General features: G+C 62.5%; 20 protein-coding genes. 1 reads left to right on the top strand and 19 read right to left on the bottom strand.

The features are described 5' to 3' along the window. Window positions 1-77: 77 nt before the first annotated feature. The 6 genes from ACTJK4_RS05440 to ACTJK4_RS05415 form a co-directional block, all read right to left on the bottom strand. Window positions 78-1,013, bottom strand: a complete 936-nt coding sequence (locus tag ACTJK4_RS05440; protein WP_232042304.1) for an electron transfer flavoprotein subunit alpha/FixB family protein — start codon at window positions 1,011-1,013, stop codon at window positions 78-80. 52 nt (window positions 1,014-1,065) lie between these two features. Continuing rightward, window positions 1,066-1,815 (bottom strand): electron transfer flavoprotein subunit beta/FixA family protein, encoded by a 750-nt coding sequence (locus ACTJK4_RS05435; RefSeq protein WP_260802802.1) that lies wholly within the window; start codon window positions 1,813-1,815, stop codon window positions 1,066-1,068. Between the two features lie 179 nt (window positions 1,816-1,994). Further along, on the bottom strand, window positions 1,995-2,795 hold the full coding sequence (locus ACTJK4_RS05430) for a MetQ/NlpA family ABC transporter substrate-binding protein (protein ID WP_414560364.1): 801 nt from the start codon (window positions 2,793-2,795) through the stop codon (window positions 1,995-1,997). 32 nt (window positions 2,796-2,827) lie between these two features. Next, window positions 2,828-3,481: a methionine ABC transporter permease gene (locus tag ACTJK4_RS05425; RefSeq protein WP_012761567.1), complete on the bottom strand. Its 654-nt coding sequence runs from the start codon at window positions 3,479-3,481 to the stop codon at window positions 2,828-2,830. Next, window positions 3,471-4,520: a methionine ABC transporter ATP-binding protein gene (locus ACTJK4_RS05420; protein WP_343621262.1), complete on the bottom strand. Its 1,050-nt coding sequence runs from the start codon at window positions 4,518-4,520 to the stop codon at window positions 3,471-3,473. The genes ACTJK4_RS05425 and ACTJK4_RS05420 overlap by 11 nt, the downstream gene beginning before the upstream one ends. 166 nt (window positions 4,521-4,686) lie before the next feature. After that, window positions 4,687-5,610, bottom strand: a complete 924-nt coding sequence (locus ACTJK4_RS05415) for a histone deacetylase family protein (protein WP_322016365.1) — start codon at window positions 5,608-5,610, stop codon at window positions 4,687-4,689. Between the two features lie 132 nt (window positions 5,611-5,742). On the opposite strand from ACTJK4_RS05415, the gene mltB reads away from it, so the two are divergent. After that, window positions 5,743-6,867, top strand: coding sequence for a lytic murein transglycosylase B (gene mltB / locus ACTJK4_RS05410; RefSeq protein WP_440816591.1), 1,125 nt, complete (start codon window positions 5,743-5,745; stop codon window positions 6,865-6,867). A gap of 67 nt (window positions 6,868-6,934) precedes the next feature. On the opposite strand, the gene cysM is transcribed toward mltB, so the two are convergent. From cysM to hisC, 13 genes are all read right to left on the bottom strand, one after another. Further along, complete coding sequence (gene cysM, locus ACTJK4_RS05405; RefSeq protein WP_260802807.1) at window positions 6,935-7,837, bottom strand: cysteine synthase CysM; 903 nt, start codon at window positions 7,835-7,837, stop codon at window positions 6,935-6,937. A gap of 112 nt (window positions 7,838-7,949) precedes the next feature. Next, the gene (locus ACTJK4_RS05400; RefSeq protein WP_440816589.1) at window positions 7,950-8,279 is read right to left on the bottom strand and encodes a ComEA family DNA-binding protein; all 330 of its coding nucleotides are present in this window, start codon (window positions 8,277-8,279) and stop codon (window positions 7,950-7,952) included. Between the two features lie 137 nt (window positions 8,280-8,416). Continuing rightward, window positions 8,417-9,412: an ADP-glyceromanno-heptose 6-epimerase gene (rfaD, locus tag ACTJK4_RS05395; RefSeq protein ID WP_316853301.1), complete on the bottom strand. Its 996-nt coding sequence runs from the start codon at window positions 9,410-9,412 to the stop codon at window positions 8,417-8,419. An 18-nt stretch (window positions 9,413-9,430) separates the two neighbouring features. After that, the gene (gene rfaE1, locus ACTJK4_RS05390; RefSeq protein WP_260802809.1) at window positions 9,431-10,363 is read right to left on the bottom strand and encodes a D-glycero-beta-D-manno-heptose-7-phosphate kinase; all 933 of its coding nucleotides are present in this window, start codon (window positions 10,361-10,363) and stop codon (window positions 9,431-9,433) included. A gap of 38 nt (window positions 10,364-10,401) precedes the next feature. Beyond that, on the bottom strand, window positions 10,402-11,766 hold the full coding sequence (locus tag ACTJK4_RS05385) for a UDP-glucose dehydrogenase family protein (protein WP_414560359.1): 1,365 nt from the start codon (window positions 11,764-11,766) through the stop codon (window positions 10,402-10,404). A 64-nt stretch (window positions 11,767-11,830) separates the two neighbouring features. Then, window positions 11,831-13,105 (bottom strand): lipopolysaccharide assembly protein LapB, encoded by a 1,275-nt coding sequence (gene lapB, locus ACTJK4_RS05380; RefSeq protein WP_316878074.1) that lies wholly within the window; start codon window positions 13,103-13,105, stop codon window positions 11,831-11,833. A 3-nt stretch (window positions 13,106-13,108) separates the two neighbouring features. After that, window positions 13,109-13,432 carry a LapA family protein gene (locus tag ACTJK4_RS05375; protein WP_440816583.1) on the bottom strand — a complete coding sequence of 108 codons (324 nt, stop codon included), beginning with the start codon at window positions 13,430-13,432 and terminating at the stop codon, window positions 13,109-13,111. A 182-nt stretch (window positions 13,433-13,614) separates the two neighbouring features. Next, entirely contained in the window at window positions 13,615-14,043 is a 429-nt protein-coding gene (locus ACTJK4_RS05370) for an integration host factor subunit beta (protein WP_045204506.1), read from the bottom strand. A gap of 45 nt (window positions 14,044-14,088) precedes the next feature. Next, entirely contained in the window at window positions 14,089-15,777 is a 1,689-nt protein-coding gene (rpsA, locus tag ACTJK4_RS05365) for a 30S ribosomal protein S1 (RefSeq protein ID WP_004629196.1), read from the bottom strand. Window positions 15,778-15,911: 134 nt separating this feature from the next. Then, window positions 15,912-16,607 (bottom strand): (d)CMP kinase, encoded by a 696-nt coding sequence (cmk, locus tag ACTJK4_RS05360; protein ID WP_260802812.1) that lies wholly within the window; start codon window positions 16,605-16,607, stop codon window positions 15,912-15,914. Window positions 16,608-16,633: 26 nt separating this feature from the next. Continuing rightward, window positions 16,634-17,938 carry a 3-phosphoshikimate 1-carboxyvinyltransferase gene (gene aroA / locus ACTJK4_RS05355; RefSeq protein WP_440816579.1) on the bottom strand — a complete coding sequence of 435 codons (1,305 nt, stop codon included), beginning with the start codon at window positions 17,936-17,938 and terminating at the stop codon, window positions 16,634-16,636. A 25-nt stretch (window positions 17,939-17,963) separates the two neighbouring features. Next, complete coding sequence (locus ACTJK4_RS05350) at window positions 17,964-18,872, bottom strand: prephenate dehydrogenase (protein WP_316868615.1); 909 nt, start codon at window positions 18,870-18,872, stop codon at window positions 17,964-17,966. Window positions 18,873-18,969: 97 nt separating this feature from the next. Continuing rightward, window positions 18,970-20,094: a histidinol-phosphate transaminase gene (hisC, locus tag ACTJK4_RS05345; RefSeq protein ID WP_260802815.1), complete on the bottom strand. Its 1,125-nt coding sequence runs from the start codon at window positions 20,092-20,094 to the stop codon at window positions 18,970-18,972. Between the last annotated feature and the right edge of the window lie 43 nt (window positions 20,095-20,137).

The raw sequence follows: 20,137 nt of genomic DNA, 5'->3' as shown, positions 1-20,137 counted from the left end.
GCCGTTTCCAAACAGGTCGGAAACGGCTTTGCGTCGGGCGTTGCAGCGCGCATCAAGTGAAGCGCTGCGCGGTGCAATCAGCCCAGTGCGGTCACCAGCTCCGGCACGACAGCGTTCAGATCGCCCACGAGGCCGTAGTCAGCCACCTGGAAGATCGGCGCTTCCGGATCCTTGTTGATCGCCACGATCACCTTCGAATCCTTCATGCCGGCCAAGTGCTGGATCGCGCCCGAGATACCGACGGCGATGTACAACTGCGGCGCCACGATCTTGCCGGTCTGGCCGACCTGGTAGTCGTTCGGCACGAAGCCGGCGTCCACGGCAGCGCGCGAGGCACCGAGTGCAGCGCCCAGCTTGTCGGCCAGCGGCGTCAGCACCTTGGTGTAGTTCTCGCCCGAACCCACGCCGCGGCCGCCCGACACGATGATCTTCGCGGCTGTCAGTTCCGGGCGGTCGCTCTTCGTCACTTCGCGCGAGACGAATTGCGAGATGCCGGCGTCTGCCACGGCGGTCAGGCTTTCGGTTGCAGCGGAGCCACCGGTGGCGGCAGCCGGGTCGAAGGCCGTGCCACGCACGGTGATCACCTTCACCTTGTCGGCCGATTGCACGGTGGCAATCGCGTTACCGGCGTAGATCGGGCGCTCGAAGGTATCCGGACCGTCGACCTTGGTGATGTCGGACAGTTGGGCCACGTCGAGCTTGGCGGCCACGCGCGGCAGGATGTTTTTGCCGTAGGCGGTGGCGGGCGCCAGGATATGGCTGTAGTTGCCGGCGATGGCCAGGGCCTGCTCGGCGACGTTCTCGGCCAGGCCATCGGCAAACTGGGGCGCGTCGGCCACCAGCACCTTGGTCACGCCAGCGATCTGCGCTGCGGCCTGTGCAGCGGCGCCGCAGCCAGCGCCGGCCACCAGCACGTGGACGTCGCCGCCGCATTGGACGGCTGCAGCCACGGTGTTCAGCGTCGCGGCCTTGATGGATTGATTGTCGTGTTCAGCAATAACGAGTGCGGTCATCTTGATCTGCCTATTCGGTGTGCTTGAAGTTGCGTGCAAGTAGCGTGACCGCTTACAGCACCTTGGCTTCCGTCTTGAGCTTGGACACCAGCGTGGCCACATCGGGCACCATCACGCCGGCGCTGCGCTTGGCGGGCTCAACCACCTTCAGCGTCTTCAGGCGCGGGGCAACGTCCACGCCCAAGTCTTCGGGCTTGACCGTGTCGAGCGGCTTCTTCTTCGCCTTCATGATGTTCGGCAGCGTCACGTAGCGCGGCTCGTTCAGGCGCAGGTCGGTGGTGACCACGGCCGGCAGCTTGACCGACAGGGTTTCCAGGCCGCCGTCCACTTCACGCGTGACCGAAGCCTTGCCGTCGGCAATCTGCACCTTCGAGGCAAACGTCGCTTGCGGCAGGCCGGCCAGCGCAGCCAGCATCTGGCCGGTCTGGTTTGCGTCGTCGTCAATCGCCTGCTTGCCGAGAATGATCAACTGCGGCTGCTCTTTGTCGACCAGCGCCTTGAGCAGCTTGGCGACGGCCAGCGGCTGCAGCTCTTCGGCCGTCTCGACCAGAATGCCGCGATCGGCGCCGATGGCCATGGCGGTGCGCAGCGTTTCCTGGCACTGCGTCACGCCGCACGACACGGCGATCACTTCGGTGGCGACGCCAGCTTCTTTCAGGCGAACCGCCTCTTCCACGGCGATCTCGTCGAACGGGTTCATGCTCATCTTGACGTTGGCAAGATCGACACCGCTGCCGTCCGTCTTCACGCGAACCTTCACGTTGTAATCGATCACGCGCTTGACTGCGACCAGGACTTTCATGCGCTCACTCCACTAATTGATAAGACGATTTTGCAAAACGCCGGCCATTATAAGGGGGGCCGGTCGCTCGCGTAATTTTTCCGAACGGTCGTGCTATTTTAACCGCGAAAATTTGCCGGACGCCAGTCAAACGTCCGGCAACGAGTTGGGGGAAACCCTCTAACCGTGTGTAAAAGTGCTTACCAAGCCACGATCACGGCGTCTTTGTACTTGGCTTTCACAAACGCCTTCACCGCATCCGAGTGGTAGGCCTTGACCAGCTTGGCTACCCACGGCTGATCCTTGTCAGCGGCACGCACGGCAATCACATTGGCGTACGGGCCCTTGGGGCTTTCGATGGCGATGCCATCCTTAGTCGGGTCCAGGTTGGCTTTCTCGGCGTAGTTACCGTTGACGGCGGCGGCATCCAGATCATCCAGCGAGCGCGGCAGTTGCGCCGCATCCAACTCGACAAACTTCAGCTTCTTCGGGTTCTCGGCCACATCGCGCGGCGAGGCCTTGAAACCCGCGTTCGGCTTGAGCTTGATCACGCCCTGCGATTGCAGCAGCAGCAGCGCGCGGCCGCCGTTGGTGGGGTCGTTCGGCAGGCCGAAGCGCGCACCGTCCTTCAGTTCCTTCAGCGACTTGATCTTCTTCGAGTAGATACCCATCGGGAACGTGATGGTCTGACCGACACTCACGAACTTATAGCCGCGCGTGGCAATCTGGTCGTCCAGATACGGCTGGTGCTGATAGCTGTTGGCATCCAGGTCACCGGCTGCCAAGGCCGCGTTCGGTTGGATGTAATCGTTGAACTCGACGATCTGAAGCTTCAGGCCGTCTTTCTCGGCGACCTTCTTCACTTCTTCCATGATCTCGGCGTGCGGGCCGGCGGTCACGCCGATCTTGATCGGCTTGCTCTGCGCGAGCGCGCTACCTGCGACCAGTGCCAATGCGGCGCCAAGGCTCGCGGACCATTGCAGCAGTTGACGGCGATTCATCGTGTTTCCTCTTTTATCTGTCGATTGCATGATTAACGGTGACTCAGGCGGCGCACGAGCCAATCGCCCGTGGATTGCACCGCCTGCACAAAGACGATCAGGATGACGACAACCGCCAGCATGATGTCCGATTCATAGCGCTGATAGCCGTAGCGGATACCCAGATCACCCAGGCCGCCCCCACCGATGGTGCCGGCCATGGCCGAGTAGCCGACGAGGCTGACGAAGGTGATCGTCAGGCCGGCGAGGATGCCCGGCATCGCCTCGGGCAACAACACCTTGTAGACGAGCTGGCCGGTCGTCGCGCCCATCGACTGCGCGGCTTCGATCAGGCCACGGTCCACTTCGCGCAGCGCAGTCTCGACCAAGCGCGCAACAAACGGAATCGCAGCAATCGTGAGCGGCACGATGGCCGCAGCGGTGCCGATGGACGAGCCCGCCAGCAGGCGGGTGAACGGAATCACCGCGACCAGCAGGATGATGAACGGCACCGAGCGCACGGCATTGACGACGAGGCCTGCCACGCGGTTGAACACCGGCGCCGACAGCACGCCGCCCGAAGTCGTCAGATACAGCAGTACGCCCAACGGCACGCCAAACAGCGCACCAATGCCACCGGACACGCCGACCATGGCGAGCGTTTCCCAGAAGGCCGGCAGAAACAGGTCGGTCAGGTCAGACCACATGATTGATCTCCTCGACCACCACGCCTTGCTCGCGCAGGAAACTCATTGCGTTGTTGATGTCAGCGGTTTCGCCCGACGCCAGGATCGCCAGCGAGCCGAAGGCCTGGCCCTGGATCTCGTCGATATGGCCGTGCAGGATGTTGAAGTCGAGCCCGTAGTTGCGGATCGCCTGCGCCAGCACCGGCTGGTCTACGCCTGCGCCCGTAAAGGCGAGACGGAACAGATGATCACGGCCACCTCGCTCGCGTGCTGTGAGGCGGCTTTCTACGCGCGCCAGAACGGAGGGCGGCAACTCTTGCGAGATCACCTCGCCGATGAGCGCGCGCGTCACGTCATGCTCAGGCTTCAGGAACACGTCGATCACGCGGCCCAGTTCCACTACCCGGCCGGCGTCGAGTACCGCCACGCGGTCGCACACCTGCTTGATGACTTCCATCTGGTGCGTGATCAGCACGATGGTCAACCCCAATTCGCGGTTGATCTTGCGCAGCAGGTCAAGAATCGAGCGCGTCGTCTCCGGGTCCAGCGCGGAGGTCGCCTCGTCGGAAAGCAGAACATCCGGCTGGCTCGCCAGCGCGCGGGCGATGCCAACGCGCTGCTTCTGACCACCGGAAATCTGCGCGGGGTAGCGGTCCTTATGCGCGGACAGGCCCACCAGTTCCAGCAGTGGCAAGACGATCTCGCGGATGCGTTCGCGCGATGTGCCGGCCAACTCCAGCGGCAACGCCACGTTGTCGTACACGGTGCGCGACGACAGCAAATTGAAGTGCTGGAAGATCATGCCGATCTTGCGGCGCGCCTGGCGCAGGCCGTCGGCATTGAGTGCGGTGAGCTCCTGCCCCGCCACGGTGACGGTGCCGGAGGTCGGCCGGTTCAGCAGATTGATCACGCGAACCAGCGTGCTCTTACCCGCGCCGCTGCGGCCGATGATGCCGAAAATCTCGCCCCGATTGATGGTCAGGTCGACGTCGCGCAGCGCTTGGACGTCATGGCCGCCCGCTCCCCGAAAGTGCTGCGATATCCCCTTGAGTTTGATCATGCGTACAGACAAAAACGGCAACCGCCCTGTGCCTAGGCCGTTGCCGTCTCTTTTTTGTTTGAATGAGGCGCTAGTGTAAGGCAGACCCTACATGCGAGGAACGATTCTTTAACGATGTCTTTATTACTTTTTCGAATGTCATCAACGATTCGTCATCGTCGCTGGCCTAAAGCTCCGCCAGCGCCTTGATGTGCGCCACCACGCTGCGGCCCAGCGCACTGAGGTTGTAGCCACCCTCCAGGCAACTGACAATGCGGCCCTTGGCGTGCGTGCGCGCCACTTGCATGAGTTGCTTCGTAATCCACGCGTAGTCCGCCTCGACCAGGCCCATCTGGCCCAGATCATCTTCGCGGTGCGCATCGAAGCCGGCGGAAATGAACAGCATCTCCGGCTGGAACGCCTCCAGACGCGGCAACCAGATCGTTTCCACCACCTCACGCACGGTCAGGCCATTGGTGTATGCCGGCAGCGGGATGTTCACCATATTGGCCGCCACCGTCTCGGAGCCGGAATACGGATAGAACGGGTGCTGGAAGATGCTGCACATCAGCACGCGCGGCTCATCGATGAACGCCGCTTCGGTGCCGTTGCCGTGGTGCACGTCAAAGTCGACGATCGCCACGCGCTGCAAGCCGTGATGGTCCAGCGCATGACGCGCGGCGACCGCCACATTGTTGAAGAAGCAGAAGCCCATTGCGCGCCCCGGCTCGGCATGGTGGCCGGGTGGGCGCACGCTGCAGAAGGCGTTTTCCAGCTCGCCGGCGATGACCTTATCGGTGGCATCCACCGCGGCACCTGCAGCGAGCACCGCGGCCATATAGGTGTGCGGGTTCATCGAGGTGTCGGGATCGATCGGCATATAGCCGGCAATCGGCACGCTGGCCACCAGTTCGCGCACGTATTCGCTGCGATGGACGCGGCACAGCTGCGCTTCGGTGGCGGGCGGCGCCTCGCAAGGAACGAGCAGGTCGTCGATGCGGCTGGCGATGAGTTGATCTTCGATCGCGCGCAGGCGGTCCGGGCATTCGGGATGGTGCGGCCCCATCTCGTGCCGGAGGAATTCAGGATGCGTGTAAAGGCCGGTCGCCATGTTGTTGTGATCCGGTGTGTTTCAGTGTCTCCAGCCGCTACGTTAGCACGGCGGTGCGACAACGCCGCACGCCCCGGGGCGATCCAACAGACGCATCCGCTACAATGCCCCGATCCCGTATGAAGCCTGCCCATGAGCCAATCGCCTTCTTCCCGTCGTCCCGTATTGCGCGCCCTGGTGGCTGGCGCCGCGCTCTCCGCGCTCTCTTTCCCGGCGCTCTCGCTGGCTGCCAAGAAAGTCTCCAAGTCGCCCAAGCGCCGCGTCGCGGTGCATGAAGAAGAGATCGACCCCGATCGTTATCGCAACAACCCGCAAACGCAGGCCTTCATCGGCATGCTGGTCGCGCAGTACAACTTTGACCGGACATCGCTCGATACGCTGTTTGCGGGCACGGCCTATTCCGCCACCGTGGCACGCCTGATCCTGCCGCCGGCCACGCCCGCGCGTCGCAGCTGGACGGCCTATCGCGGCCGCTTCATCGAGCCGATCCGCATTGGCGCCGGCGTACGGTTCTGGCAGCAATACGGCGACACGCTGCGCCGCGCGGAGAACGAATTCGGCGTACCGGCCGACGTGATCGTGGGCATCCTGGGCGTCGAGACCATTTACGGCCGAGACATGGGCAACTTCCGCGTGATGGACGCGCTGTCCACGCTGGCCTTCGACTACCCCGACACGCCCAACCGCGAAGACCGCAGCACGATGTTCCGCAACCAGCTGAAGGACTTCCTGCTCTGGTGCCGAGACACGGGCGCGGATGCGTTTTCGATCCTTGGCTCATATGCGGGCGCGGTCGGCATTCCGCAATTCATGCCGACCAGCATCCGCGAATACGCCATCGATTACGACCGCGACGGCCACATCGATCTGCGCAACAGCGCGGTAGACGCCATCGGCAGCGTCGCGCGCTTCCTGCAGATGCACGGCTGGGAACCGAGCCGCCCCGTGATGTGGAACATTGCAGGCGATGCCGACAGCCAAGGCATCGCGGCGGCGGCGGCAGACGGCCAACCGTATCCCGGCATGACGCTGTCCAGGCTCACACGCGCCGGTCTGGCGCTGGCTCCGGGCGTCGATGCCGCACGCGAGCAGGAAACCGAAGTGCTGATGATCGATCTACCCACGCCGGGTCAGCCGACCGAGTACCGCGTCGGCCTGCGCAACTTCTACGTGCTCACACGCTACAACCGCAGCTTCTTCTACGCGGCTGCGGTGTACGAGTTGGGCCAGGCCGTACGGCAGGCGATGCAGGGTTGATCCGCCGTCAGTGCAAATAAAAAGCGCAGCTTCGGCTGCGCTTTTTATTTGGCGATGCGGCGTACCGTCAGGCAGGGAAGACGCCCGTCGACAGGTAACGATCTCCCCGGTCGCACACCACGAAAACGATCGTGGCGTTTTCAACTTCCTCTGCCACACGCAGCGCCACGCACAACGCACCCGCCGCAGAGATCCCACAAAAAATGCCTTCTTCGCGAGCCATGCGACGTGCCATGTGTTCGGCGTCGGACTGGCTCACCGACTCGGTACGATCGATGTACTTCGGATCGTAAATCTTTGGCATGTACGCCTCGGGCCACTTGCGGATGCCCGGAATGCGCGAACCTTCTTCCGGCTGTGCGCCCACGATCTGAATGTCGGCGTTCTTCTCTTTCAGGAAGCGCGAGACACCAGTAATCGTGCCCGTCGTCCCCATCGCCGAGACGAAATGCGTGATGCGGCCTTCGGTGTCGCGCCACAGTTCGGGCCCGGTGGTCTCGTAATGCGCAAGCGGGTTGTCCGGGTTGGCAAACTGATCGAGGATGACGCCCTTGCCTTCCTTTTCCATCGCGTCGGCCAGGTCGCGTGCGTATTCCATGCCGCCCTTGACGGGGGTGAGAATGATCTCCGCGCCGTAAGCAGCCATGCTCTGGCGGCGTTCCACCGACAGATCTTCCGGCATGATCAGCACCATCTTGTAACCACGCACGGCGGCGGCCATGGCCAGGGCAATGCCCGTGTTGCCGGACGTGGACTCGATCAGCGTGTCACCCGGCTTGATGCGGCCACGCGCTTCGGCGTGCTTGATCATGGACAGCGCGGGGCGATCCTTGACCGAGCCGGCCGGGTTATTGCCCTCGAGTTTGCCGAGGATGACATTGCCGCGGCGCGCGTTGCCTTCGCCGGGAATGCGTTGGAGCTGAACCAGCGGCGTGTTGCCGATGGTGTCTTCGATGGTGAGATAGGCCATGATGCGTGGGGGACGGGAATCCAGCCATTGTAATGCAGCCAAAATCCCTGCCCCGCACATGGCAAAACGCCCCGCTCGAGGTGGGGCGTTGTCGGCAGCATGACTGCCTCGCTTACTTCTTCTTCGCGTCCTTACCGTCCTTCTTGACGGCGGTCGGTACCGGTGCCGGTGCCGGTGCCGGTGCACCGAAAGTCAGCCCTTCGTTTTCCAGCTTGGCGAGCGTCTTGTCGCCAATGCCGGCCACGCGAGCCTTGAAGTCGGTGGCGTCTTTGTACGGGCCGTTCTTGGTGCGCTCTTCAATGATCGATTTGGAACGCTTGGGGCCGATGCCGGACAACGTTTCCAGCGCAGCGTGATCTGCGGTATTCACGTCTACCGCAGCCCACGAGGCGGACAGCATCGACAGCGACATCAAGGCGGTGGCCAACAGCTTCTTCAACATGTGCTTCTCCTTGGTATAGGAAATAAAAAACCGCCACGTGAGCGGCGGTTTCGGCACATCTTAAAGAGCATCCTGGCGATGCCGCTGCGCGCGGACAAAAAGTCACACGCTGTCTGATTCTTGAAACGGCTGAGCGGTCAGGCCGGCTGCTTCAACAGCCACTGGCAGTAACGCTCCACGCCTTCCTGGACCGTCAGGAACGGTGCCGTGTAACCTGCCGCGCGCAGGCGCGACTGGTCAGCCTGCGTGAAGCACTGGTACTTGCCACGCAACGCATCGGGAAATTTTACGTATTCGATCAGGCCTTCCTGTGCCAGCTCTTCGGTGGAAAGCGCAGGCTTGCCTTCCGCTGCGCGCAATGTGTTCACGACCGTCGTGGCGATGTCGTTGAACGGCTGCGCACGGCCCGTGCCGAGATTGAAGATGCCAGACTTGTCCGGATTGTCGAAGAAGAACAGGTTGACCTTCACCACATCTTCCACCGACACGAAATCGCGCATTTGGCCGCCTTGCGGGTAGCCGTTGTACTCGCCGAACAGCTTGACCGTACCTTCTGCGCGGAACTGGTTGAAGTTGTGGAATGCCACCGACGCCATGCGACCCTTGTGCTGCTCGCGCGGGCCGTAGACGTTGAAGTAGCGGAAGCCGACGATCTGAGACAGCGCCGTCGGCATGACACGGCGCACGATCTGGTCGAACAGCAACTTGGAGTACCCATATACGTTGAGCGGCCGCTCGAACTCGGGCTCTTCGCGGAACGTTTCCGACGCGCCGTACGTGGCAGCCGACGAGGCATAGAGGAACTGCACGCCTTGGTCCAGACACGCGCGCATCACCGCCAGCGAGTAACGGTAATTGTTATCCATCATGTAGCGGCCATCGGTCTCCATGGTGTCGGAGCAGGCGCCCTCATGGAAGATCGCGCGGACCTTGCCGAACTCGCCGCGCGCAAAGCGTTCGACAAAATCGGTCTTGTCCAGGTAGTCGCTGATCTGGCAGTCGACGATGTTCTTGAACTTGTCGGCCCGCGTGAGGTTGTCGACGGCGATGATGTCGGTCTCGCCGCGCTCATTCAGGCCTTTAACGATGTTGGCGCCGATAAAGCCGGCGGCTCCGGTGACGATGATGGTCATGATCTGTTGATCGGATGATCAGTTAAAGAGTTCTGCGTGGGTGACGACAGCCGTGCCCAGCTTGCCGACGACGATGCCGCCTGCGCGGTTCGCATACTGCACGGCTTCCTTGATGTTGGCGCCCGCGCCAAGCAACGCGGCCAGCGTGGCGATCACGGTATCGCCTGCGCCCGAGACGTCGAACACTTCCCGTGCCTGCGCTGACACGTGCAACACCTCGTGCTCGGTATAAAGCGTCATGCCTTCTTCCGAGCGTGTAAGCAGCAGTGCCTCTAGCTGCAGTTCGCGGCGCAGGTTTTGTGCACGGATGGTGAGGTCCTGCTCGGATTTCCACGAGCCCACCACCTGGCGCATTTCAGCGCGGTTGGGCGTAATCATGGTTGCGCCCTTGTAGCGCGAATAATCGTCGCCCTTCGGGTCGACCAGCACGCGGCGGCCGGCGTGGCGCGACATCTCGATCATCTTGCCAACGTGCGTGAGACCGCCCTTACCGTAGTCCGACAGCACCACCACGTCGTGCTGCGGCACCAGCATGGCGAAACGATCGAGCACCGACATCAGCACTTCGTGCGTGGGCGCATTTTCAAAGTCGACGCGTATCAATTGCTGCTGACGTGCCAGCACGCGCAGCTTGATCGTCGTGTTGACCGCCGGATCGCGATGCAGGTGACCCGTAACGTGGCTCTCGCCAAGCAGCGTTTCGATGGTGCGGCCCGGTTCGTCGTCGCCAATCACCCCGAGCATGGTGGCCTGTGCGCCCAGTGCCGCCACGTTGCGCGCCACGTTGGCGGCACCACCAAGGCGTTCTTCCTGGCGCTTGATCTGCACGACCGGTACCGGTGCTTCCGGCGAAATCCGATCGACGTCTCCAAACCAGTAGCGGTCGAGCATCATGTCGCCGACCACGAGAATGCGGGCGGCGTGGATCTGTTCGGAAGCGAGCGTGGTCATGGGTCTGGGCGTCGGCAGTGGCCGGTGGGTCTCGGTGATTACGATTGGGTGGAGCGCCCGATGGCCTGGTATTCAAAGCCCGCATCGCGCATGGCTTGCGGCTCGAACAGGTTGCGGCCGTCGAACACCATCGGCGTCTTCAACAGGGCCTTTACGGCGTTGAAATCCGGGCTGCGGAATGCCTTCCACTCGGTCACGATGACCAGCGCATCGGCATTCTTGAGCGCGTCCATCTGACCAGCGCAGAACGTCACGCGTTCCAGTTGCTCGGCAGAAAGATCGAGTGCCAGCGCATGGCGGGCTTCTTCCATCGCAACCGGGTCATACACTTGCACGCTCGCACCGCGCGCCAGCAGCGCGCCAATCAGGATGCGGCTCGGTGCTTCGCGCATGTCGTCAGTATTCGGCTTGAAAGCCAGGCCCCAGATGGCGAACGTGCGGCCGGTCAGGTCGGCGCCCATGCGGTCTTCGATCTTGCCGACCAGCACTTCCTTCTGCTTGTCATTGACAGCTTCAACAGCTTCGAGCACGTGCAGCGTCTGGCCGTACTCCTGCGCCGTGCGCACCAGCGCCTGCACGTCCTTGGGGAAGCACGAACCGCCGTAGCCGGTGCCAGCGTAGAGGAAGCTGTAGCCGATACGCGGGTCGGAGCCGATGCCCAGGCGAACGAGTTCGATATCCGCCCCCACCTTGTCAGCCAGATTGGCCATCTCGTTCATGAACGAGATGCGCGTGGCGAGCATCGAATTGGCGGCGTACTTGGTGAACTCTGCGGAGCGCACGTCCATGTAGAACGTGCGCTCATGGTTGCGGTTGAACGGCGCGTATAGCGTGCGCATGATGGCCTTTGCGCGCAGGCCATCGTTATCGCCATACGTGCCGAGCACGATGCGGTCCGGGCGCATGAAGTCGTCCACCGCAGCACCTTCTTTCAGGAATTCGGGGTTCGACACGACCGAGAAGCCGATGTCCGACTTGCCGCGCGTTGCCAGCACTTCGCCAACCGCGGCGCGCACCTTGTCGCCCGTTCCCACCGGCACCGTCGATTTGTCGACGATCACCTTGAAGCCCGCCATGTGCTGGGCGATGTTGCGCGCGGCCGCCAGCACGTACTTCAGGTCGGCGGAGCCGTCTTCATCGGGCGGCGTGCCCACGGCGATGAATTGCACGTCGCCGTGCGCCACGCTGGCTGCCACGTCGGTCGAAAACTGGATGCGGCCGGCCGCGCGGTTACGCTCGATGAGTTCCTTCAGGCCCGGTTCGTAGATGGGCACGCCGCCGGCGTTGAGCAGGTCGATCTTCTTCTGGTCGACGTCGAGGCAGAACACATCGTTGCCCAGCTCCGCCAAACATGCGCCGGTGACCAGACCGACATAACCGCTACCGATGATGGTGATTTTCATACGAACACTTGAAGATTAAAAAAGCGCCAGCGCGGCCGCTACAAGCAGGCCGCGCCGGACTGAATTACATGCTGGCACCGCCGCTGCCGCCGAGCGTCTCGGTACGGCGCGGTGCATACGTTTCCCAACGGTTGCAGCCAGGGCACTGCCAATAGAACAGACGCGCGCGGAAACCGCACTCCTGGCAGGTATAGCGCGCCAGATTGCGCGTACGGCTTTGCAGCAAATCGCGAATGGCGCCGAGATCCTGCGCGCGCTGGATATCGGCATTGCTGCCCGCTTCAACGGGGTCTGCCAGCGCACTTTCGGCGACGCCTGCCGTCGCGGGTGCTTCATTGCCAACCGCCTCGGATGCGCGGGTTGCTTCGGCTTCCACGAGCCGCGTCAACGCCATCAACGACGGCTGACGACGGATCTGATCGCGCATCAGCGCCACGGCATCGTCAATACCGTGCACATCCAATTCGTACTTGTAGACCGTATCGAGCAGTTCGGGGCCCAGGCGCGCGTCCATCTTGGAGCGCAGCCATGCGAGTCCCTCGGCCGCGCGGCCAAGCTGCGTGTACGCCTTCATCAGGCGTTCAGCCACCAACGGCAAGAAGGCCGTGTTTTGCTGTTCGATGCTGCGCCAACGCTTGATGGCGCCTTCAACATCGCCCTGCCCTTGCGCCACGTCGCCCAGCTGAATGGTGGCGCGCACGTTCTTCGGATTCTCCTGCAGCGCACGCTCCAGCCATTCGACGGCGGTCGGTACGTCCTTGCGCTGCAGCGCTTCCTGGGCGACTTCGCAGCAGAACTGCGCGATCTGCACGGCGTAATCCTTGCCTTGCAGCTTCTGCAATTCACGCGCGGCTTCAATCGCCTTGCGCCACTCCTTTTCGACCTCGTACAACTCGAGCAGCACGCGCTTGGCTGGCTCAGCGAATGTGCCCTCCATCAGCATGCGCAGGGATTCCTCTGCGCGATCCAGCAGGCCGGCGCGCAGGAAATCCTGCCCCAGTTCAAACAGCGCGTGATCGCGCTCATTGGGGGGAAGATCCGGGCGGTTGACAAGATTTTGGTGAACGCGGATGGCGCGTTCGGTTTCACCGCGGCGGCGGAACAGGCTACCGAGCGCAAAGTGCAGCTCCGTGGTCTCCGGGTCCAGACGCGCAACTTCAATGAAAGCGTCGATAGCCTTGTCCGGCTGCTCGTTGAGCAGGAAATTGAGCCCCTTGAAGTACGAGCGCGGCAGCGACGATTGTTCGGTGCGCAACTGGCGGGCATCGAGCCGCGCAGCCACCCAGCCCAAGCCAAACACCAGGGGGATGGCCAACAGCCACCAGAGATCAAAATCCATGCGTCAGACCTTGGGGCCGGGAACGTGATACGGAGAATCGGCGACAACGGGCGTGGGCACCTCGGTCACCTCATCCGCCTTCTTCATGCGACCGATCTGGCGGCGCAAGCGGCTTGCCGTAAAGCGATGCCGCATCACACGCGGAGCCATCGCCAGCATGGCCAACAAGATGCCGGCGACAAAGAACGCGAAGGCGATCAGGATCAGCGGTGCATGCCAGACCACGCCAAACGGCAGCACGAGCGAGACTTCCGCCGTGTTGTGCAGTGCCAGCACGAAGAGCAGCACGAACAACAGAATGCGGATGACCCAGACGAGAAATTTCATGCGGATTCGGAAACGGGCGGCGGTGCAACAGCCGGAAACGGCGCGATTGCCGGGTTGTGCCGCATTGTAGCGGATTCATATGGCGGCCAGCCACGCCAGGCTTGGCGGCAGACAAGCATCGCCGGAATAAAAAACGCCCCGGCAAGCGGGGCGATCCTGAAGCTACCAAATGCTACCTAGGCTTAGCGCGACATTGCCAGCGGCACCGCCGTGTCTACCGGAAAACCGGCAGCCTGACGGGTGCTGTCAGCCTGTCTCGAAGCCTTCACCGTCGCGAGCGACACGGCAGGCTCGCCCTCCAAAGAAGGCTCGCCTTGCCGCTCCAGGCTGCGGTCAACCCGTTCGCGCAACTCCTTGCCCGCCTTGAAGTGCGGCACCCGCTTTTCGGGTACCAGCACCTTCTCGCCAGACTTGGGATTGCGACCGACACGCGGCGGACGACGATTCAGACCGAAGCTTCCGAATCCGCGGATCTCGATGCGGTGGCCGTCCGCCAGGGCGTCGGACATCGCATCCAGGATCGTCTTGACCGCGATATCGGCATCCCGCAGCAGCAGCTGCGGAAAGCGAGCGGCCAGCTTTTCCACGAGTTCGGACTTGGTCATGGGCATCTTGCGCGCGTCCTCGTCGTTCTTTAGGGTCGACCCGGTTGATGCTTACTGATTGGTTTCGTTCAGCTTGGCCTTCAGCAGCGCGCCGAGGTTCGTGGTACCAGCTGCGCCGGTATCCGCCGAGAACTTCTGCATCGCTTCCTGTTGGTCGGCGCTGTCCTTCGCCTTGATGGAGACGTTGATGTTGCGCGACTTGCGATCGATGTTGACGATCATCGCGGTCATCGTTTCGCCTTCCTTCAGCACGTTGCGGGCATCTTCCACGCGGTCGCTCGAGATTTCCGAGGCACGCAGGTAGCCTTCCACGTCGTCAGCCAGCTGCACCACGGCACCCTTCGGATCAACGGCCTTGATCGTGACCTGCACGATCGAACCCTTGTCGTTGGTCGAGATGAAGTTGTTGAACGGGTCGCCCGACAGTTGCTTGATACCCAGCGAGATGCGTTCCTTGTCGACGTCGATGGCCAGCACAACGGCTTCCACTTCGTCGCCCTTCTTGTACTTGCGAACGGCTTCTTCGCCCGTCTCTTGCCACGACAGGTCCGACAGGTGCACCAGGCCGTCGATGCCGCCCGGCAGACCGATGAACACGCCGAAGTCGGTGATCGACTTGATCTGGCCAGCCAGCTTGTCGCCCTTCTTCTGGTTACGCGCGAAATCGTCCCACGGATTGGCCTTGCACTGCTTCATGCCCAGGCTGATACGACGCTTGTCTTCGTCGATATCCAGAACCATGACTTCCACTTCGTCGCCCAGCTGGACAACCTTCGACGGGGCCACGTTCTTGTTGGTCCAGTCCATTTCCGAAACGTGGACCAGGCCTTCGATACCGGCCTCGATCTCGACGAATGCGCCGTAGTCGGTCAGGTTCGTCACCTTGCCGAACAGACGGGTGCCTTGCGGGTAGCGGCGCGAGATGCCGACCCACGGATCTTCACCCAGTTGCTTGACGCCCAGCGAAACGCGATTCTTCTCTTGGTCGAACTTGAGGATCTTGGCGGTGATTTCTTGGCCAACCGACAGCACTTCGCTCGGGTGACGCACACGACGCCATGCCAGGTCGGTGATGTGCAGCAGACCGTCGATGCCACCCAGATCCACGAACGCGCCGTAGTCGGTGATGTTCTTGACGATACCGTTGACGATCGCGCCTTCCTTGAGCGTTTCCATCAGCTTCTGACGCTCTTCGCCCAGCGTGGCTTCAACCACGGCACGGCGCGACAGCACAACGTTGTTGCGCTTGCGGTCCAGCTTGATGACCTTGAATTCGAGGGTCTTGCCTTCGTACGGCGTGGTGTCCTTGATCGGACGCACGTCGACGAGCGAACCCGGCAGGAATGCACGAATACCGTTGACCATGACGGTCAGGCCGCCCTTGACCTTGCCAGTCACGGTACCGGAGATGATCTCGCCGGATTCCAGTGCCTTTTCAAGGTTCAGCCACGAAGCCAGACGCTTGGCCTTGTCGCGCGACAGGATGGTGTCGCCATAGCCGTTTTCCAGCGCGTCGATTGCGACCGAAACGTAGTCGCCGACTTGCACTTCGAGTTCGCCCTGATCGTTCAGGAATTCTTCGACCGGAACAAAAGCTTCAGACTTCAGGCCCGCGTTCACAACGACGAAGTTGTGGTCGATACGCACAACTTCCGCAGAGATCACTTCGCCAGCCTTCATATTGGACTTGGCGATCGACTCTTCGAACAGGGCGGCAAAAGATTCGTTAGTTTGGGACATAAAAAATAGACATCCGCAGAACATGCCTCGCATTGCTTTCGCACGGAATGGCGAAGACACGCATGCGGGGTTATAAGTTGAACAACCGCCGGCAGCGACATGCCACCGGCACCGATCGAACCAGTTCAGCCGAGTCAGTTCGCCTTGTTGGCGCCCTGCACCTGGCGGTACCAGTCCAGTACCTGCGCGACCACTTCATCGACCGTCATGTCGGACGAATCCAGTTGCCGCGCATCTTGCGCCGGACGCAGCGGCGCGACACTGCGGGTGCGATCCCGCAAATCACGCGCCTCCAAGTCCTGCGAAAGGCTTTCCACTGTAGCAGAAAAACCCTTTGCAATCAATTGTTTATAGCGCCGCTCGGCGCGTGCTTGCACGCTTGCCGTCAGGAACACCTTAAGCACCGCTTCGGGGAAAACCACTGTGCCCATATCACGGCCGTCGGCCACGAGGCCAGGCGCTTCCAGGAACGCACGCTGACGTGCATGCAACGCCTCCCGCACCGCACCATGCACGGCGATGGCCGAAGCCTGGTTGCCAACGGACTCATGCCGCAGTGCCAAGCTCACATCCTCGCCTTTGAGCCAGATGTGATCTGCCTTGAAGCGCACATCGAGTTCGCGGGCGATACGTACGAGGCTCTCGACGTCATGGTCGTCGATGTTCTCGCGCATGCTGGCAAGCGCCACCAACCGGTACAGCGACCCACTATCCAGCAGATGAAAGCCGAGCAGATCCGCGACCTGGTGAGCGACCGTGCCCTTGCCGGATGCGGTCGGACCGTCGATGGTGATGACCGGGTACGGCGTGGAAGCAGCGGTGTCGGACATGATGATGACTGGCAGTTAATTGCGGTTCAAGCGGTAATGCCGCTGAACGCTGTGAAATATTCCGGGAACGTCTTGGCGACGCAGCGGGGGTCGTTGATGCGCACCGGCACCGGGCCAAACGCGGCCAGCGAGAAAGCCATCGCCATGCGATGGTCATCGTAGGTGTCGATGCCGCCGGCGGGCAGAGTCCATTGCGACGGGGGCGTCACACGAATGTAGTCTGCCCCCTCTTCTACCTCGGCACCCAACTTGCGCAGTTCGGTGGCCATGGCGCTCAGCCGGTCGGTCTCCTTGACGCGCCAGCTCGCAATGTTGGTCAGCGTGGTTGTGCCGTCGGCAAACAGCGCTGCCACCGCCAGCGTCATTGCCGCATCGGGAATGTGATTGCAATCCAACTCGACGGCGTGCAGCTTGCCGTCGTCGCGCTCGACGCCGCGCACTTCGATCCAGTTGCCGCCGGCCATGACGTTGGCGCCCATGCGGTTCAGTGCGTCGGCAAAGCGGACGTCGCCCTGGATGCTGGACATGCCGACACCTTCCACACGCACCGGCCCGCCGCCAAGCGCGCCCGCGGCCAGGAAGTACGACGCAGACGAAGCATCGCCTTCCACAAAAATCTCGCCCGGCGCCTTGTAGGCCACGCCGGTCGGCACGGTGAACGACGCCCAGCCATCGCGCGCGACCTGCACGCCGAAGCGCGCCATCAGGTTCAGCGTGATCTCGATGTAAGGCTTGGAAATCAGCTCGCCAACCACTTCGATGGCGACATTGCCGACAGACTCGACCAGCGGCAGCGCCATCAGCAATGCCGTCAGGAACTGACTCGATACATCGCCCCGCACGCGAATCGGTGCATCGATCTTGACCTGCGCTGCGTGGATCGCCAGCGGCGGATAGCCCTCATTGCCCGTGTAGTCGATGCGTGCGCCCACTTGGCGCAGGCCGTCGACCAAGTCCCCGATCGGCCGCTCGTGCATGCGCGGCACGCCGTGCAGCGTGTACTCGCCGCCTTGCAGTGCCAGCGCGGCTGTCAGCGGGCGGATAGCGGTGCCGGCATTGCCCATAAACAGATCCGCCGACTTGTTCGGAAAGCGACCGCCGGTGCCGGCGACACGATACGCGTTGTCACCCAGGCCTTCGACCGAGACGCCCAGCTTGCCAAGCGCATCAAGCATGACGCGCGTGTCGTCGGAGTCGAGCAGGTCGCGCACCACCGTCTCGCCCTGCGCGAGAGCGGCCAGCAGCAGCACACGGTTGGAGATGCTCTTCGAGCCCGGCAGCTTGATGGTGCCGCGCGCCGTCTTAAGGGGGCCGACGTCGAGATGTTCCATGAATCCACTCAGTTCAAAACAAACGTTATTCGGATTGCGCATCCGCAGCATTGCCGGGTGCGACCCGTTGCGGCCACGCGAGGCGCGCTTCGCTGGCCCGGCGGAACACGCGCTCAAGCGCTGCGCCGTCGCGCTCTGCAATCATTGCTTTCATGCGGCCGATCACCGCCTCGTAGGTCGTGAGTTCACGCAACAGCGCTTCGCGATTCGACAGGCAGATGTCACGCCACATTTCGGGTGACGATGCAGCGATGCGCGTGAAGTCGCGGAAACCACCGCCGGCAAAATCGAGTTTGAGTGCACCGTCTTCGGCATTGATAATCTGCGCGACCAGTGCGTACGACAGCACGTGCGGCAGGTGGCTAACGGCGGCGAACACGGCATCGTGCTGCACGGCCGACATGATGTGGCAATGCGCGCCCGCGGCTTCCCACATCGCCTGCACACGGGCAACATCGCTGCGGCGGTTTTCCTGCAGGGGGCACAGCACGGTCTTTTTGCCGACATAGAGATCGGCCAGCGCAGCCTCCACGCCGTTCAACTCACGGCCGGCAATCGGATGGGCCGGCACGAACTGGCTGACCTGGTCGCCCAGCGCAGTCTTGGCGGCCATGATGACGTCGGACTTGGTGCTACCGGCATCCGTGACGATGGTGTCGGGGCCCAGGTGCGGTTGCATGGCGAGCAGCAACGGCAGCGTCTGCGCGACGGGTGCACACAGCACAACCATGTCGGCACCGCGCACGGCCTCTTCCATCGGCAGGGCTTCGTCGATCACGCCCAGGCGGACCGCCGTCTCAAGCGACGCGGCCGATCGCCCCACGCCGATGACATGCCCAACCACACCCGCACGACGCAACCCCAGCGCCAGCGAACCGCCAATCAGGCCTACGCCGACAATCACCAACCGGGAACTGGAAAAAGAAGAGGCCACAACACCGCCCTGCCAGAAAAAAGCAAAGCGGCATTGTAGCCCGATGTGCGCAGGGCCCGATGCCGGAAACAGGGCGCTACGGCGGTTGCTACGGAAGTTACGCGGCAGCTTTTTCCTGCGCCAGCACCGTCTCCAGTGCGTCGATGAATGTGGCGTTCTCTTCCGGCAAGCCGATGCTGATGCGCAGCCACTGCGGCAAGCCGTAGTTGCCGACCGGACGCACGATCACGCCCTGCTTGAGCAACGCAACGTTCACGCGCGCACCGGCGCCCGTGTCATCGCCCACGCGCACCAGCACAAAATTGCCCGAGGACGGCACGTACTGAAGACCCAACCGATCGAATGCGTCTGTCAACTGCACGTAGCCGGCGGCGTTCAGTTCAGCCGATTGCTGCAGGAATTGCGCGTCATTGAGCGCCGCCACAGCTGCGGCCTGCGCCAGACTGTTGACGTTGAACGGCTGGCGGATGCGGTTGAGCAGATCAGTCAACTGCGGCTGCGCAATGCCATAGCCGACACGCAAGCCTGCCAGTCCGTAAGCCTTGGAGAACGTCCGCGACACGAGCAGGTTCGGATACTGGCGCACCCATGCAGTGGAGTCGTACTGCTGCTCCGACTTGAGGAACTCGTTGTACGCCTCGTCCAGCACGACAACGACCGTCGGCGGCACCTTGGCGAGGAACGCCGCAATGTCATCGGCGGACAGGAATGTGCCAGTCGGGTTGTTCGGGTTGGCGATGTAGATCAGGCGCGTGTCCGGCGTGATTGCAGCGGCCATCGCGTCGAGATCGTGGCCGTAATCGCGGGCCGGCACCTCGATGGCGCGCGCACCCACCTCCTGCGCCGCAAGCGCATACACGGCAAAAGAGTGCTGCGCATACATCACAGCCTGCCCCGGCGGTACCAGCGCGCGAGCTGCCAGCTCGAGGATGTCATTGCTGCCGTTGCCGAGCGTGATCCATGCTTCCGGCACGCCAAACTTGGCATGCAGCGCCGCCTTCAGGCTGAAGCCGTTGGCGTCCGGATAGCGTGCCAGTTCCTCAATGGCCGAGGCCATCGCGTTCTTGGCCGACTGCGGCATGCCCAGCGGGTTTTCGTTGGACGCCAGCTTGACGATGCGCGCCGCATCGAGGCCGAACTCGCGTGCCACTTCCGAAATCGGCTTGCCTGCCACATAAGGGGCGATGGCACGGACATACTCGGGGCCGAACTGCAAAGACATGGGGTGCTCCTCTGTTATCGACGCCCTGCCCGTGCAGAGCGTC

Origin of the sequence: Ralstonia sp. 22111, from assembly GCF_052045895.1 — a bacterium.
Lineage (GTDB): Bacteria > Pseudomonadota > Gammaproteobacteria > Burkholderiales > Burkholderiaceae > Ralstonia > Ralstonia wenshanensis.
The sequence above is the reverse complement of the archived record's forward strand: the minus strand, read 5'-3'. Positions and strand labels throughout refer to the sequence as shown.

What these genes read in the sequence shown, in the direction of transcription:
- ACTJK4_RS05440 (WP_232042304.1), bottom strand. Translation starts at nt 1,013, where the DNA reads ATGACCGCACTCGTTATTGCTGAACACGACAATCAATCCATCAAGGCC.
- ACTJK4_RS05435 (WP_260802802.1), bottom strand. Translation starts at nt 1,815, where the DNA reads ATGAAAGTCCTGGTCGCAGTCAAGCGCGTGATCGATTACAACGTGAAG.
- ACTJK4_RS05430 (WP_414560364.1), bottom strand. Translation starts at nt 2,795, where the DNA reads ATGAATCGCCGTCAACTGCTGCAATGGTCCGCGAGCCTTGGCGCCGCA.
- ACTJK4_RS05425 (WP_012761567.1), bottom strand. Translation starts at nt 3,481, where the DNA reads ATGTGGTCTGACCTGACCGACCTGTTTCTGCCGGCCTTCTGGGAAACG.
- ACTJK4_RS05420 (WP_343621262.1), bottom strand. Translation starts at nt 4,520, where the DNA reads ATGATCAAACTCAAGGGGATATCGCAGCACTTTCGGGGAGCGGGCGGC.
- ACTJK4_RS05415 (WP_322016365.1), bottom strand. Translation starts at nt 5,610, where the DNA reads ATGGCGACCGGCCTTTACACGCATCCTGAATTCCTCCGGCACGAGATG.
- mltB (WP_440816591.1), top strand. Translation starts at nt 5,743, where the DNA reads ATGAGCCAATCGCCTTCTTCCCGTCGTCCCGTATTGCGCGCCCTGGTG.
- cysM (WP_260802807.1), bottom strand. Translation starts at nt 7,837, where the DNA reads ATGGCCTATCTCACCATCGAAGACACCATCGGCAACACGCCGCTGGTT.
- ACTJK4_RS05400 (WP_440816589.1), bottom strand. Translation starts at nt 8,279, where the DNA reads ATGTTGAAGAAGCTGTTGGCCACCGCCTTGATGTCGCTGTCGATGCTG.
- rfaD (WP_316853301.1), bottom strand. Translation starts at nt 9,412, where the DNA reads ATGACCATCATCGTCACCGGAGCCGCCGGCTTTATCGGCGCCAACATC.
- rfaE1 (WP_260802809.1), bottom strand. Translation starts at nt 10,363, where the DNA reads ATGACCACGCTCGCTTCCGAACAGATCCACGCCGCCCGCATTCTCGTG.
- ACTJK4_RS05385 (WP_414560359.1), bottom strand. Translation starts at nt 11,766, where the DNA reads ATGAAAATCACCATCATCGGTAGCGGTTATGTCGGTCTGGTCACCGGC.
- lapB (WP_316878074.1), bottom strand. Translation starts at nt 13,105, where the DNA reads ATGGATTTTGATCTCTGGTGGCTGTTGGCCATCCCCCTGGTGTTTGGC.
- ACTJK4_RS05375 (WP_440816583.1), bottom strand. Translation starts at nt 13,432, where the DNA reads ATGAAATTTCTCGTCTGGGTCATCCGCATTCTGTTGTTCGTGCTGCTC.
- ACTJK4_RS05370 (WP_045204506.1), bottom strand. Translation starts at nt 14,043, where the DNA reads ATGCCCATGACCAAGTCCGAACTCGTGGAAAAGCTGGCCGCTCGCTTT.
- rpsA (WP_004629196.1), bottom strand. Translation starts at nt 15,777, where the DNA reads ATGTCCCAAACTAACGAATCTTTTGCCGCCCTGTTCGAAGAGTCGATC.
- cmk (WP_260802812.1), bottom strand. Translation starts at nt 16,607, where the DNA reads ATGTCCGACACCGCTGCTTCCACGCCGTACCCGGTCATCACCATCGAC.
- aroA (WP_440816579.1), bottom strand. Translation starts at nt 17,938, where the DNA reads ATGGAACATCTCGACGTCGGCCCCCTTAAGACGGCGCGCGGCACCATC.
- hisC (WP_260802815.1), bottom strand. Translation starts at nt 20,094, where the DNA reads ATGTCTTTGCAGTTCGGCCCCGAGTATGTCCGTGCCATCGCCCCTTAT.